13 protein-coding genes are annotated in these 15543 nt (G+C 42.4%); 2 read left to right on the top strand and 11 right to left on the bottom strand.

The window, feature by feature from the left end; all coding sequences use genetic code 11:
- Window positions 1-47: 47 nt before the first annotated feature.
- From PPIS_RS03825 to PPIS_RS03815, 3 genes are all read right to left on the bottom strand, one after another.
- Window positions 48-1661, bottom strand: a complete 1614-nt coding sequence (locus PPIS_RS03825; RefSeq protein ID WP_021032508.1) for a sensor histidine kinase — start codon at window positions 1659-1661, stop codon at window positions 48-50.
- 31 nt (window positions 1662-1692) lie between these two features.
- The gene (locus PPIS_RS03820; protein WP_010371870.1) at window positions 1693-2496 is read right to left on the bottom strand and encodes a phosphate/phosphite/phosphonate ABC transporter substrate-binding protein; all 804 of its coding nucleotides are present in this window, start codon (window positions 2494-2496) and stop codon (window positions 1693-1695) included.
- Window positions 2497-2607: 111 nt separating this feature from the next.
- Complete coding sequence (locus PPIS_RS03815) at window positions 2608-3495, bottom strand: LysR family transcriptional regulator (protein ID WP_010371872.1); 888 nt, start codon at window positions 3493-3495, stop codon at window positions 2608-2610.
- A 107-nt stretch (window positions 3496-3602) separates the two neighbouring features.
- Here PPIS_RS03815 and PPIS_RS03810 point away from each other — a divergent pair, with 107 nt between their 5' ends.
- On the top strand, window positions 3603-4265 hold the full coding sequence (locus PPIS_RS03810) for an FMN-dependent NADH-azoreductase (RefSeq protein WP_010371874.1): 663 nt from the start codon (window positions 3603-3605) through the stop codon (window positions 4263-4265).
- Between the two features lie 208 nt (window positions 4266-4473).
- On the opposite strand, the gene PPIS_RS03805 is transcribed toward PPIS_RS03810, so the two are convergent.
- From PPIS_RS03805 to PPIS_RS03780, 6 genes are all read right to left on the bottom strand, one after another.
- Window positions 4474-7158: a DUF349 domain-containing protein gene (locus tag PPIS_RS03805; protein ID WP_010371876.1), complete on the bottom strand. Its 2685-nt coding sequence runs from the start codon at window positions 7156-7158 to the stop codon at window positions 4474-4476.
- Window positions 7148-7429 carry a YeaC family protein gene (locus PPIS_RS03800; RefSeq protein WP_010371878.1) on the bottom strand — a complete coding sequence of 94 codons (282 nt, stop codon included), beginning with the start codon at window positions 7427-7429 and terminating at the stop codon, window positions 7148-7150. The genes PPIS_RS03805 and PPIS_RS03800 overlap by 11 nt, the downstream gene beginning before the upstream one ends.
- Window positions 7430-7431: 2 nt before the next feature.
- The gene (locus PPIS_RS03795) at window positions 7432-7758 is read right to left on the bottom strand and encodes a hypothetical protein (protein WP_010371880.1); all 327 of its coding nucleotides are present in this window, start codon (window positions 7756-7758) and stop codon (window positions 7432-7434) included.
- Between the two features lie 108 nt (window positions 7759-7866).
- Window positions 7867-9537 (bottom strand): alanine/glycine:cation symporter family protein, encoded by a 1671-nt coding sequence (locus PPIS_RS03790; RefSeq protein ID WP_010371883.1) that lies wholly within the window; start codon window positions 9535-9537, stop codon window positions 7867-7869.
- 149 nt (window positions 9538-9686) lie between these two features.
- A complete protein-coding gene (locus PPIS_RS03785; protein ID WP_010371885.1) occupies window positions 9687-10814 on the bottom strand; it encodes a M14 family metallopeptidase in 1128 nt (375 codons plus the stop codon).
- Between the two features lie 245 nt (window positions 10815-11059).
- Entirely contained in the window at window positions 11060-12505 is a 1446-nt protein-coding gene (locus tag PPIS_RS03780; RefSeq protein ID WP_010371888.1) for a glyceraldehyde-3-phosphate dehydrogenase, read from the bottom strand.
- 188 nt (window positions 12506-12693) lie between these two features.
- Between PPIS_RS03780 and PPIS_RS03775 the strand changes: the two genes are divergently transcribed.
- On the top strand, window positions 12694-13494 hold the full coding sequence (locus tag PPIS_RS03775) for a DUF2989 domain-containing protein (RefSeq protein WP_010371889.1): 801 nt from the start codon (window positions 12694-12696) through the stop codon (window positions 13492-13494).
- A gap of 61 nt (window positions 13495-13555) precedes the next feature.
- Here PPIS_RS03775 and PPIS_RS03770 read toward each other — a convergent pair whose 3' ends face one another.
- A complete protein-coding gene (locus PPIS_RS03770; RefSeq protein WP_010371892.1) occupies window positions 13556-14881 on the bottom strand; it encodes a sodium-dependent transporter in 1326 nt (441 codons plus the stop codon).
- A gap of 79 nt (window positions 14882-14960) precedes the next feature.
- On the bottom strand, window positions 14961-15491 hold the full coding sequence (locus tag PPIS_RS03765; protein ID WP_010371894.1) for a DUF924 family protein: 531 nt from the start codon (window positions 15489-15491) through the stop codon (window positions 14961-14963).
- Window positions 15492-15543: the final 52 nt, after the last annotated feature.

Genomic DNA, 15543 nt, shown 5'->3' with positions numbered 1-15543 from the left:
CCCATAGTAACACGCAGCTTACCCTCCAAATAAAATCACCCAACTTCTTACTTGCATGGCGGCAATAAAATAGTAAAACATGTCCCAATGCCCTCTTCACTCTCAACCAATAACTCTCCACCATGCTCTTTGATTATATCGTAGCTAATGGAGAGCCCGAGTCCTGTGCCTTTACCGACAGGCTTAGTAGTAAAAAAGGGGTCAAATATCTTATCAATGATCTCCTTGGGGATCCCAACGCCACTGTCTTGCACACTGATCGCAACACTGCCATTTTCCAAATACGTTGTTACCTTAATCTCTCCTTCACTCTTTAAAGCCTGCGCTGCATTGATGAGTAAGTTTGTCATTACTTGAATTAGCTTGCCTTGGTTCCCCAGCACTTGAGGGACTTCACCTAACTGAGTTATCACGTTCGCATGATATTTGAGCTTACTCTCAACCAGATTTAACGTTGTCTTTATGCAGGCATTAATATCGCAAGGTTGCAATTGAATAGTATCAGCTCTTGAAAACTGCTTGAGGTCGTTCACAATCGCAGAAACTCTTTGTAGCCCAGTCATCGACTCATCAATCAGTTCAGTACAATCGCTATTAATAAAAGCAAAGTCTTTGTCTTTAACAAATTGATTGAACGCATGACGTTCATCAGGTTCAAGTCCAAGCAGAACCGCACGCTTTGCAAGCTCAGCATAATCGCCATGATAGTGACGCATCACATCAAGGTTACTCATCACAAAACCGAGCGGATTATTTATTTCATGGGCAACTCCCGCAGCCAATTGACCCACAGAGGCCATTTTTTCTGAGTGAACAAGCTGTTGCTGCGCGGCTTCAAGCTCTCTATTCGTAGCCTCAAGCTGCTGATTTTTCTGGTTCAGTTTTTCAGTTCTTTGCGCCACTAATTCTTCTAGATGTTTATTTAGCTCAATCAAGTCATGCTTATATCGCTCTCGACGCTCATGCTCTTCGGCTAAGGTTTGTGATAGTTCATCAAACGCTAAAGACAGTTCTTGTAACTCATCTTTACTCTGTATTGGTTTCCATTTGAAATCAAATACGCCTTTTTTGACATTACGAGCGATAAATTTAGCTTGGCTCTTCAAGATATACAGATTGGTTGTGAGATATATACCGAGAAAATAAGAGAAAATAGCAACTAACGCCATTTCAAACAGCGCGATAGAAACCGTCCAGCGTTTTACTTCAGACATCGTTCGATTTATCGTACCAATATCTATGCCTATCTGAATAGTGCCAAATAGTGTCCCTCCTTCAACAATATCAGCATGAATATCAAAAATACCGTCCGTGACTTTCGCAACTAACGTATCATCTTCAAATGTGCGCGTTTTAAAGCGCTCGTTTCCTGCAAAGGAAAGTGTTTGGCTTTCACCATCGATCACTTTAACGTAAAGGATATCTGGGTTGCTTAATAACTCATTGGTAAAAGCATCCAGCGTGGCTAAATCGTACGACAACACAGCATCTTTGGTCGCGCTCGCAAACAAACGTGCAGTCGTGGTTGCGCGTTTATTCATGGCGTCATTTGCGGACTCCATCATAAAATCAATCACCACAAATATGAGCGCACTCAACAGCACCGCTTCAATAATAGCGGTGCCAATCATGGTTTTGAGTCTTAACGATAGCCTTTTCATTCAGTCGTGGCGCTTCTTAATAATCCGAGTACTATTTGCCAACCAAGGTTTCTAATTCTAATGCTTTTACGTCTTGCCAGTCCTCATTCGACGCTGCCATAATGCCTTTGAAATTCACCGCTTCGAGTAGCCTCATTCCCTCTTCAGTCAGTTCAAGAGAGGTCAACGCCGCTACTAATCTTTGCCTTGCATCTTCTGGCATTGCTCTTTTTACAGCAAATGCATGTGGTGTATAACCTTTTGTCGTCCAGAGAATGTCGAGTTGTGATTTAATTTTAGGATCGGCGTTGTTGAAAGTACGCATGACACCGCCCCCCGCTTTGACAAATCCTCTCGACACGTTGAGATAAACGGAGTCATGGGAAGATACATATCTTGGCGTAAATTCAATACCTTGCTTCGCCAATTCCCCTCGGGGCAAAATGCTCGCAGCGAATGCAGCAGGAGCCGGAAAAGCAAGCGTTTCTCCTCGTAATTGCGATAAGTCAGTAATACCCGCTCCTTTTTTAACCACGATGATCCCTTTTATCATTTTATCTTTTTGCTTGGCGATAGCTTGATAACCTACCCGCTCATTAAATACAACAAAGTGATAGGGATTCATGTATGCCACATCATACTCTTGCTGCAGCACCCTGGCTTCAAAGGTTGGTATATCTTTAGCGGTTTTAAATGTGTAGTTATCTCCGGTTTTATCACTGAGATAATCGAGAATAGGCTGCCAATTTTTGGCTAACTTATTTGCAGACTGCTGCGGCACAAAGGCGAAGGTATAATCACCACTCAAACATAAAGCGGGAAACAAAATGAGACTCATCAGCAGGATTTTTATCATCACATCACCACCTAGCAATAAACACTTTTCGAATAAGGACTTAAGTTCCACAAAAGTATAGATCAATATTAAAAAACGGCTTATTTACTCATTGATAAAAGTGCCTGTCCTTTATCTTATGTCCTTATCTTTGTTGGCCTTGATATTTTGTAACGCGCTTGCCAGCCAAATGGTAAACTGGTGAAAAATCGCCGAACTCTTGCGATAAGTCGTTTGCCTGAGCCAATAGCCATAGCCTGAAAATTCCTCCATTGCTGAGCTTTTACTTAACCACCCCTGTCTAACTGCAGACTCTGCTAATACATCGCTCAATAGTGCCAGCCCTTGCCCGGCCACAGCCGCCTGCAAGACAAAGTGTTCTTGCTCAAAATAACGCAAGTCATAATGACTTTCGTCAATGTGCGCTTGCCAAGGAATATTTTCAAGCCCCGTTTCGTCTTGCCAATGGGTGAGAAATAGTACAGGTTTACCGTGGTCTGGCACCCGATAATTTGGACTAGCATAAAGCCCTATTTTCTCGGTAATAAGATGAGTTTCATTGGAATTCGGAACCGCTTTGCCATAACGCAGGGCGATATCAATATGCTTCTCTTTATTTAAATCAATGAGCTGATCGCTCGCGCATATTGTGACGGTTTGGTTTGGAAAAGCGCGATTAATGGCAGCCATATTAGGAGCAAGCCAAAGTGCAGCAAATGAATTACAGCATGAAATAAGCAAATCATTCTTTTGCTCAGTAAACTCAATAAACGCATTATCAAGCATATTGAGTGAATCAATACACACCTTTGCCAGTGCCTGTCCTTGTAATGTTAATTGCACTGCTCGCGTTTTTCGCTCAAAAAGCTGAACCCTTAACTGTGATTCCAGTGACTTTATCTGATGTGACACTGCCGTAGGCGTAACATTAAGTACTCGCGCCGCATCTTTAAAACTTAAGTAGTGCGCGGCAACCGCAAAGGTTTTTATATTATTCAAAGACGGTAAATGTGTGAACATAACAAACCTATAAGTTAGTATATCTCATCTATAAGTGGATTCTTCTCAGTTGTCACATTGCTTACGTAAGCACAGAATAAAACACAGGACATAACTGGAGAAAAACCATGAAAAACATTTTATATATAAGTAGTAGCGCAAGAAAGTATAGTGAGACAAGTTCGCAACATCAGTCAATTAGTCGGATGTTAGGTGAGCAATTTTTGACAAAATTTAGCAGCTGCATACATGAAGTGGAAGTCACCCATCGCGACCTCTCCGTGAAACAACCTGCATTCATCGATGAAGCATTTATAGCGGCTGCATTTGCAAAAGGCGTGTTGAGCGAAGAGCAACGCTTAGTACTCGCTGAGTCTGACGAAATTATCAAAGAAGTGACCAATGCCGATATTATCGTGATCGCAAGCCCTATGTATAACTACGGCATGCCTGCTGTGCTAAAGGCATGGTTTGATATGGTGATCCGAGTAAATAAAACCTTCAGCTTTGATTTAGCGCGAGGTGATAAACCACTTGAGCCAATTTTATCGGGTAAAACTCTCGTATTACTGGCATCTTGGGGAGAATTTGCATTTAAAAAAGGTGAGTCACAATATCATTTGAATCACCTAAGTAGCCATATCGAGCAGTTGGCTCCATATTTAGGTGCTGAAACGTTTTATGAAATAGCATCTGAGTATCAAGAGTTTGGCGACGACAGGCATAAGCGCTCAAAACAACGTGCTATTGATGATGTGCACAAACTAGCACAAATACTTAGTGCTAAGTAAGAGCATAAGTGAGCGTATTGCACTCTCCCTACTCTCACGCAGCGTAGCGCTTATAGTGATATATCATCATAATTTATAGATACTTATTCTATATTAATAAAAATTATCAGCAGAGCATGTAACCATATTGAAGATATAGGCACGAGCGGAAATCTACATCGGAGAAGCCTACCCAGAGTGTTCTGAGTAGGCTCAAAGTATATAATGACTATGCGTTCAAAACAGCAAGTAACCTGCCTTTTGACGTCACTAAATCGGCTTTGTCAGCCTCAGCTAGATAACTGATAAGGTAAGTCTCAAGGCTGCTTTCTTCACCTTGCAGTTTTGCATCCAGCATCGCGACTTGCTCAGACATTCTTTCGCTTTGCAACGCTTCCGGTGATGACTGATTCGTTAAAATCTCAAGCCTCAATAGCAACTGGGCGGCGTTTAGCGAGGTTTTATTATTACCTTGCCAAGAGCTAGGAATATCACCGTCAGTTTCTACCGCTTCCACCAATTCATTGAACTTTTCACGACGCTGTGAAGAGAATAGATCATCTAATTTCGACTTCACTTGTGACAATAAACGATTCTTTTCTTGCTTCAGTCCTGGCACTACAATAAACGTATTGAGTTCGTCACGAATGGCAGCCAGTTCATTTTGAGTGACCGCTTCAATGACCTTGTTGTCGAACTCTGCAAGCAACTGGCGCTGCTCGGCTTCCTGCGACTTCTCCTGTGCTTTTTGCTCGGCATATTGTGTGCTGCGCTTTTCAAACACGGCGTCATTATGGGCACGAAATGCTTTCCACAAAGTATGCTCTTGCTTGGCACCAGCAAAACCAATTTGCTGCCACTGTTTTTGCAATGATTTCAGTAATTCACAAGCTGCTGCTAAATCTTCAGCCTCAAGCTGCTGCTGCGCAGTTTCAACTAGCTTGGCCTTTTCAACAGCGTTGGCTTGATGGAAAGCTTTAAGTTTCTCGTAAACCGCTTGATGGTGCTCACGGTAAATCGAATTCAGCTTTTGATAGACTTTGGCATCCACATTGCCAGCGTTTTTCCACACTTTGGCTAGGCGATTAAATTGTGCTTCCACTTCTCGCCAATCAATACCCTCGTTATCCAAAGTACTAACAAGTGCTTTCACTTCTTCAATCACCGCTTCACGCGCTATTTTTGCCTGCTCACGCTGTACTTCTTGCTCCGCAAAGTAAGCGCGACAAGGCACAAACAATAATTCAATTTTTTCATCAAATTGAGCTGCTTGCGCCTTTTCCTGTTCAGTTTCAACATGACCAAGCTCGTTCCAACGTGTTCTAAGCAATTTTACTTCCTCAGCACGCTTAACTGGGTCAACCGACTCCTCAGCCAGTTTGATATCAAGCTCCGTAAGCAATTCTTCACGTTTAGGTGTAGCTGCATACTTTTGCCAATCTTTAAGGTCTTTTAATGCTTGAGACAAGCTTTCATGCTGGTTTTCAAGCTGCTTTTTGTAGTTTGGCGTAAGCAACTCAAACTGCTCAATAAAACCATTAAAAACACCAAATGCCACGTTAAATCGACCCTGATCAATTAATCGTTGAACATCGCGTGCTTTCTTCTTCGCGATTTTGAGTGATTTTTCTTGCTCATTTTTCAGCGGCTCGATAGCTGTCATAAACACTTGGCTTGCATCTGATAACTCAGCTTTTGCTGATTTATGCAATACCTTAGGCAGTGAATCTAACGCTTTACGCGCTGTAACATAGCGGTCTTTTTGTGCTTGTACTTGGGTATCAAGCGCTTCTAACGAAGTTGGTACTTCAACTGCCTTCAACTCTGCCAAGGCATTATTGAAGTTTTCACTTGCAGCAATAAGTGCCGGTAAATCAGCAAGATCACGCTCAATATTTTGCAGTTTTCGGGTGAACTCGCCAAGCGCTTCAACAGTAACATATTGAGGTGCAGACACCTTACCTTTTAATACTTCACTACGTTTAACCAGTGCATCGTGCGAGGCTAAGTCTAGCGTTTTACATGCAATTTCGACCGATTTTTCAATGGCTTCAAGTTCAGCAGTTAATTCCGCGACCTCTAGGGCTTCATTTTGCTTTTGCATTAACACAGCTTGCTGCGCTTGATGTTTAACTTGTAACTCATTGAGATGACGGTTTAATTTATCTGCTACTTGTTGATACTTTGCATCTAGTGCAGTTACCGTTTCAGTATCTAACCACTTAAGCTCAATGCTTTGCCACTGTGCAAATAACTGCTGTGCTTGCGCGTTCACCGTTTCATAGTTTTGCTTATCTCTTAGCGCGTTTAACTTAGCAAGCACAACTCGCGTTTGCTCAGCAACTTGGGCAGGCATTTCTTTTGCTAATCGCTGCTGCTCCAGTGATCCATTCAGAGAAGTCAGCGCTTCACCTTTAGCGGCTTTTAGGACACTCTTTTCAAGTGAATGCTGTGCAATCAGTTCCAGCATAGCGATCTGAAGTGCTTCATCACCTTCTTTGAAGGATTTTTCGATCAACGTGGCATTCGCAAGGCGCTTAAGCAGTTTAACTTTGTTCGTTAAATCGGTTTCAATTAATGCAACTTTCTCAAGCGTTTTAGCTGGCGCATAGCGTTCAATGTATTCTTCACGAATGTTGCTCTGCAGTGTGGTGTCTTGATTAATGACCGCACTCGAAATTTTCTGCTCAGCAAGCTCTTTTAACTCGCTATCTTGCTTATAAACTTTCCACCAAAGACCAAGGTCATTTACCTTAGTAAGTACCTTTTTTCTGATCTGCGCAGACTCGTCCTCAAGTGCTAGCGTATGTAGTAAAGTTGCGTCTTTGCTTAAATCTAACTTGTCCACTGCTTGTGAGCGAACGTCAACCTTAGGGTGTTTCCATTTCGGTGTAAAAAGGTGTTTAAAGATCATTTTCACTGAACCTAGCTATTTCATTGTCGGCTTTGAATTCTTGTTGTAATTCGCGTTTGGATTTTTGCACCATTTCACCTTTTTCGTTGATGGTGAACTGCTCATTGGACTTAGCTACTTTTGCTTGATATAGCATAACCAACTGCACGGTTTGCTCTTTTTGCGCATCACTTAGTGGCGTACCATCTGGCCACTTTCCGGTTGATGCACCATATTGCAAACGCTCGAATACTTCTGGGGTAATATTTTGAACTAAGCTATCTACATTCATTACTACTTTTTCTTTTTCAAAATAACGAGGATGACTCGATTAATTAAGTACCAAACCGCACCAATGCCTATAGCGCTTTTGCTTGCGATCATTTCAAACGAGTTAGGGTCAGGCTGCTGCCAATAGATATATAAGAATCCACTTAGTACTAGGATCAGTGCAATAAACGAGTAATTCATTACAGATTGCTGACGTTTTACACGATTTCTAGAGGCCGCTCTCTCTCTGTCTTCTTGAGAAAAGTCTGCTAAATTGGTTTCACAATGCGGGCAGGACTTATGTTTGGAGGAAATAGATTTACCGCAGCTTGGGCACTGTGCTATTGCCATCGTGTTACTTCTCCATAATACAAAAAAGGGCACCTGTGAGGTGCCCTATTCTACTACCTTTGCGAACTCTTGTCCTTAAATGACAAGATAATTTTAATTAAAATTCACTCACTGTTTGTGTTCTTTGTTGAAATCTTCCCAGTATTCTTTAACCGAAGATTTCATTTCTTTTCTGAGTAGTAAAATACCAAATAAGTTAGGTAACATCATCACCACGATGGCCACTGCAGCCAACTTCCACACCAGTGTCGTATCAGCAAACGACGCCCAGAAGAAACCTGCAACATAGAATACGCGATACGGCATGACCGAACGACTACCAAGAAGATAAATCATCGCTCGGTCGCCATAGTATGACCATGCAATTGCCGTAGAAAACGCGAATAACAACAAACCAATCGAAACGATGTATTTACCATTTTCACCTAAATAACCTCGGGTAAACGCTTTGGTCGTCAGCTCCGCCGAATGCACTAAAGAGTAACCAATCACGCTGATGCTATTGTCTGTTGGCAAGCCGTCTTTCACTTCGACGGTACCCGTGTACTTGTGACGCTCTGTAATACCAAAACGTACTTGCTCACCAATAGAACGCGAATGGATCACGGTAAAGTTTTCTGTTACCGCTTTACCCTGTACGACTTCAATCTCACCATTGAAAGGTTTGACAGTATGCTCTTTTTTACCATTCAAGTAGGCGTACAATGCATCTCGGTCTTGTTGATTCGATTCGTCATATTTACCGTCTAAGATAACCATAGATGAGCGCTCAAAATGGGTTTCGAACTTTTCGGTCCACACACCCGATGACAAAATAACCAATCCCGTCAAGGTACAGATAATGATTGTGTCAATAAACGGTTCAAGAATGGAAACCATACCTTCAGACACTGGTTCATCGGCTTTTGCCGAGGCGTGCGCGATTGGTGCTGAACCTTGACCCGCTTCGTTAGAAAACAGACCTCGGTTCACCCCACGGTTAAATGCATAAGCAAAAGAAGCCCCTAAGAAACCACCCGCTGCCGCAGAACCCGTGAAAGCATCTGTAAATACAGAAAGGAAAGAAGGAACGATATTCTCAACGTTGTAGAAGATAACGGCAAAAGAACCAAGAATATAAATCGCAGCCATTAATGGCACGACGCGAGAAGTGATAGCAGCAATGCGCTTAATACCACCAAGTATTACAAGCGCAAGCAAAACTGAAAGCACAGCACCGGTTGCCATCGGTGCAAAACCAAAGGTCGCTTCCATGCCTTGAGCAATGTTGTTGATCTGCGGCAAGCTACCTGTACCAAATGAGCTAATCACAGTAGCAATTGCAAATAATACCGCTAACCATTTCATGTTTAGGCGACGATCCATATAGTACATTGGACCACCGGCCATGGTGCCATCATCTGTTTGTACACGGTATTTATGCGATAGTGTGACTTCCACAAACTTGGTTGTCATACCAAAAAAGGCAGTCATCCACATCCAAAATAATGCTGCTGGCCCACCGATTGAAATTGCCAGCGCCACCCCACCAATATTACCAGTACCAACTGTGCCAGAAAGTGCCGTTGCGAGTGCTTGGAAGTGTGTGGTATCGCCTTCTAGGCCTTTTTTATCATATTTACCAGTAACGACTTTACACGCATGTTTGAAATATCTGATCTGTGGAAATTTCAAGTAGATTGTAAAAAACAAACCTACCCCTAACAGAACATACGGGAACCAAGGTGAACCACCTAACATTCCATCTAAGCTATCTAATAAGCTGCCTAACGCATCCACGAATATTCCCCTTTATTGTTGTTATTACACCCTGTTGAGGTGTTCTACCTTATTTTTTAATATTAATTTGCTTTAAATATTATTTTGTTGTTCTTTTAAACGCACAAAAATAAACGGGTAATCAAAATGGTGATTACCCGTCTTTAAGCTTATCTTAAGTCGTCAACCACATTTAAGATTGCAGCTAAGGTGTCTTGACCAAACTGATATGAACGTCGGTCTGACCAGCCGAAGTAAGGATCCGGTAGATTTGCATTATCTTTAAACGGCATTTCAACGGTATAGGCCAACGCTTTGAACGCTTCACCAACAGCACATGATGCTACAGTAAGATTTGCTTCACCCGGTGCATCTTTATCGTAACCAAATTCATCTTGGAACTCAGGTGTGATAGTTAACAATGCCGCCTTGAAAGATTCTTCCAAACGCTGTAGACGCTCATCATAGCTCGGAATACCTTCACTACCCGCAACGAAGTTATACGGTAGTGCTTCATCACCATGAATATCGAGGTACATATCCAGCCCAGTTTCATGCATTTTATTTAATACATAATAAACTTCAGGTGAGTTCTCAAGTGTTGGCGTTTGCCATTCACGGTTAAGGTTAACGCCTTTTGCATTTGTACGCAGATGACCACGAACGCTGCCGTCCGGATTCATATTTGGCACGACATAAAATACCGCTTTCGATAACAGTGCAGCGGCATGTGGATCTTCGTCATCCAATAGTTTTTGAAGTAGACCTTCAACAAACCATTCTGCCATCGTTTCACCTGGGTGCTGGCGCGCCGTGATCCAAATCTTTTTCTTCTCATCTGACGGCTCACCAATAGTGAGTAAGCTCATATCACGGCCATCAAGCGTTTGACCTAGCGTCTCTACAACGCACGCATCATGGGCTTGAGCCCAGTAGACTAGGTCTAAATGGCGCTCATAACTATAAGGCGCAAAATAAGCAAAGTAGGTGTGAGCACATTCAGGCTCAAAATCGATAGTTAATGTACCATTCTCATAACGGGTTGGCACACGGAACCAAGTTTGACGATCATAAGATGCAACCGCATGATAATCATCCCAACCTTCTGGATAGGCCGAGTTTAATAGTTGATTGATATGAATTTTGTGCTCTAAAAAAGGCGTAGACTCTAGTCTAAAGTGAAACCATTGAAAAAAGTCAGACTCATTGTCTTTATTGATTTCTAGTTGAATATCTGCAGGTGATTCTGCTTTTACCACCTTGATATTACCACTATCGAAATTACTCGTAATGCGCATAGGTTTCCCTAAATAAGTTAAAAACTGCTGTGTAAATACACTGTTACCATACTCAACTATGCTTCAGTCGAGAATTATATTAAACCTCAAAGAGAGGTAATACTGTGCCTGCCTTTGCACAAAGTTGAGGTGTAACTTTTTGTTAGCTAATTGTAGCTGACCTATCTTAGCAAGCCTACCACAACGAACTTGTTTCAAAAACTAAAAAAGCCAGCTGGTGCTGGCTTTTTATCGTAAATTTCGTATTAGCGAGGTAGGCTCGGGAATTTTACTTCCGCCATGTCTTGCATTACACGTACAACCTGACAGCTGTAACCAAACTCGTTATCGTACCATACGTAAAGTACTACACGGTCGCCATCAACGATAGTTGCTTTTGAATCAACCACACCTGCATAACGGCTACCCACAAGGTCAGTAGACACGATTTCTGTTGATGCAGTGTAGTCAATCTGGTCACGTAGTTCGGAGTAAAGTGAAGACTCACGAAGGAATTCATTTAGCTCTTCAGCGGTTGTTTCTTTACCTAGATTTAGGTTAAGAATTGCCATTGATACGTTTGGTGTTGGTACACGGATTGCGTTACCAGTTAGTTTACCAGCAAGCTCAGGCAGTGCTTTAGCAACCGCTTTCGCAGCACCGGTTGAAGTAATAACCATGTTCAATGCCGCACTACGACCACGACGCTCAGCTTTGTGGTAGTTGTCGATCAAGTTTTGGTCATTGGTGTAAGAGTGAACCGTTTCAACGTGACCGTTTTTAATACCAAACTTGTCGTTAAGTGCTTTTAATACCGGTGTGATTGCGTTAGTTGTACAGCTTGCTGCAGAAACAATCTTGTCTTCAGATTGAATGTCTGAGTTGTTAACACCATAAACGATGTTTTTGATGTCACCTTTAGCTGGTGCTGTAAGTAATACTTTAGACGCACCGATTGACTTAAGGTGTTTACCTAAGCCATCTTCGTCTTTCCAAACACCTGTATTATCTACGATAAGTGCGTTTTCAATACCGTATTTTGTGTAATCCACTTCTTCAGGTGAGTTTGCGTAGATAACTTGAATGTAGTTACCGTTTGCTTTAATCGCACCTTTTTCATGGTCTACTGTGATTGAACCATTGAAAGGACCATGAATTGAGTCACGGCGCAATAAACTTGCACGTTTCTCAAGATCACCATCGCGGCCACCGCGAACAACGATTGCACGTAGGCGTAAATCAGCGTGAGAGCCGCCACGTTCGATAAGTAGGCGTGCTAATAAACGGCCAATGCGACCAAAACCATAAAGAACGACGTCACGAGGTGACGGACGTGCGCCTTGGTTTAGTAATTCTGCAAGTTCTGCATTTAAAAACTCTTCGATTGAGCGGCCTTCACCTGCATTTTTATAAATGTAGGCATAAGCTAGCTTACCAAGGTCAACACGACCTGGTGCTAATTCCATTTTGCTGATCACTTCTAAGAATGGAAAGCTTTCACGAAGACGTAGTTTACGCTCTTCAAAACGTGCTACTGTTTTGTGTGCTTTGATAACATCAATGGTGCTTGCGCTCACAAGAGGACGACCGTATACAGAGATTTCAACGCCTTTGTTACGGTATAGACGACCGATTAGGGGTTGCATGCTTTCTGCATAATCTTGACGCTCTTGCCAGCTGTTTTGATATTCTTGCTCGTGAGATAAGGTCATTTTTTCTGCCTAATAAACAATTTTCTTTGAACGGATAGCCCGAATGGGCACGGCTATTCTAATTTAAACTGCCGTGATTCTCCACTGTTACCGAACAATTCATTGCGTTAAACTAGTAAACTATTAGCTCTACCCTGTTTATTCGGGCGTAACCCCCTATAATTATAAAAAATCATTGAGGTCAAACTATGGCGTTTAAAAAGTCGCTAGTTTTTGCAGCGTTACTACTTGCTGGTTGCGACGACACCCTAACCTTGAACCAAGTGTGTAGCGAAACGCCTGGTTTTTGTGAAGACTTAAATAAAGACAGTCACTGTAAAGACGAACGTGCGTCGCTTATCTACGCGCGCTATCACGAATACAAGTCACCGACGGACGAAAACAAATATGACTTGTTGCAGAATTTAGAAAGCTACAACCTATGTGTTTCTCGCGCCGCCAAAATTGAGCACATCAAGTTAAAGGAAAAAACCACTTCACGAGTGGAAGGTCATCTCACTGCACTAAAAGAAATGACACGTATTTATAACGAAACAAAAGGCAGTAACCACCCAGGTCTACTTTATTATCATTGGTCTCGTGACAGTGATCGCACAGCAATGAACAAGCTTTTGAACATGCAGGATGACCCTAGAGTTCAGAACGATCCCGAAATTCAGCTTTTCCTCGCAGAGTTTTACGCCAAAGTAGACGATGATAAAACCGTTGATATTCTCTACCGCGTATTAGAGCTAAACAAGAGAGGCCATACCCCTAACCCAGAAGTCTATTCATCTTTAGTCAGTATTTTCTACAAACACGAAAAGTATAAGCACGCATATACTTTTGCCAGAGTGGCTCAACTTTCTGGGGTTGAAGATATCGATATTATTCCAGTGACAAACCAACTGGCTTCAATGGGAAAAGATTTAGCCAACTTAGATTCATTGGCGCAACGAACTTACGAGAGCATTCAAGCTGGGGAGTTCGTTTCCCCTCGTGATTTCTGAGTCTTGTTATCAAAATAAAAACGGGAAGCCTATGCTTCCCGTTTTTGAAAAAAAATGATCACTATTTTGCCAGTGCAACGTTAATAAATACCGCGGTCATTAAGATTGGGCAAACAAATCTAACGTACTGAGCAAACCAGTAATGTGCACCACGGGATTCTAAGTGGAGCTGATTACCGCGCTTCCAAACCCAACCAACAGTAATAAAGTAGAACAGCCCCATCAATGGTAGCTGATATTGCGTGAATAGACTGATCACCAATTCGAACAGCCAATCAAAGTTTAGAATAATCGTGCTCGATGCTAAAAAGATAACTAGCGTAACCAACCAAGTCGCTTGTTTACGTTTAAAGCCATGGTTTTCCACCAAGAAAGATACCGGAATTTCTGTTGAAGAAATGGTAGAAGTTACCGACGCAATAGACATAAGCACAAAGAAAGTCAGGCTAACTAATAATCCCATTTCCCCAATATTGGCAAATAGCTCGGGTAAAATAGCAAAAATCAACCGGCCTTCACCGATTAATTTGCCGTCTTGAAATACTTGAACACCATTTTGCTGCGCAACGAATATTGCAGGGATAATAAGTAAACCGGCCAAAAATGCGACACTGGTGTCTAGCATTGCAACACTAAACGTAAGCTTAGGTAGATTTTCGTTCGGTTTTAAGTATGAACCATAAATCATCATGCAGCCCACACCTAACGACAACGAAAAGAACGCCTGCCCCATCGCCGCGATGATCAAGTCAGGATCGCTAATTTTTGAAAAGTCCGGAACTAAATACGTTCTAAACCCTTCTGCTGCGCCGTCTAACGTCGCCATATAGCCAATAAGGCAAAGCAGTAATACCAGTAACAACGGCATAAGTCTGCGCGACCAAGCTTCTATGCCTGATTTTACGCCTTTAAGAATAATGCTCGCAGTCAAAATTAACATCAGTGGGGTAAAGATAAAGTTTCTCAGCATTGAGTCACCGCTTAGAAACTGATGTGCAGCATCTAGTTCAGCCATTTGCGCAAGAGGATCAAGTGCATGAGACAGCATCCACCCAGCCACGATGGAGTAAAAGCTGAGCATCACAATAGCACCAGCAAGGCCGATATACCCCGCAGCGGCTCCTATTTTCGGATTACCTTCACGCCAAGCTGTCTTAAGTGCTTTAACTGGGTTTGCTTGTGCCTGATGGCCTAAATACAATTCTGTGTAAAGTGCAGGTAATGCGAGTAAAAAAATCACCGCAAAATAAACCAGTAAAAATGCACCGCCACCGTGGTTTGCAGCTTGTGTGGGAAATCCCCAAATATTACCAAGTCCAACAGCCGCACCAGCTGCTGCTAACACAAAGCCAAGTCGGCTTTGAAATCCATCGCGCGTATGAGCCATGTCTGTAATCAATCATTATTTTTGTAGACGGCCGATTATACGTACTTCCGCTGAAAATGCGAGAGGTTCTAGCCGTGCCTCAGAAACTCGAGTTGGGCGTCTCTAGAAAGTCCATTTCCTCTTCTGTTGAATCGCGATTGAGTATTTCGTTTCGATGGGGATAACGGCCAAATCTATCGATAATTTTTTTATGCGCGACTTCAAAATCATAATTAGGCAGGTCGCGAAAATAATGGTCAGCGGCACGGTGGATGATGCGACTTTCGCTATGCATCATGGGTAGGTATAAAAACATCAATTCAGTATCATTGAGCTGGCGGTGATAGCCTTTTTCGATAGCGTGTTGGGTGAGGCTTAGCGCCAAAGGATCACAGGCAAACGCCTCTGGAGTGTCTCTGAATATATTGCGTGAAAACTGATCTAATATAATGATTTCGCACAGCGCGCCAAGTGGTGTTGCTCTCCAACTCGAAAGCTCACCTTGGTGCGCCATTTGGTGCAAAATACCGAAGCGATTTTTTATAATGCGATCAAAGTCCGCAGACTTCTTCCACCAGTCTGATTCAGTGCATTCAACAAACCAGAATTCGTAGACGTCTTTATAATTCATGATGGCACTCCTAGGGAAAAACAAACTTGAAGGTCAGCAGACCCTAACCGTT

It is taken from the genome of Pseudoalteromonas piscicida (genome assembly GCF_000238315.3).
Classification (GTDB): domain Bacteria; phylum Pseudomonadota; class Gammaproteobacteria; order Enterobacterales; family Alteromonadaceae; genus Pseudoalteromonas; species Pseudoalteromonas piscicida.
This window is presented reverse-complemented; position numbering and strand designations above follow the sequence as displayed.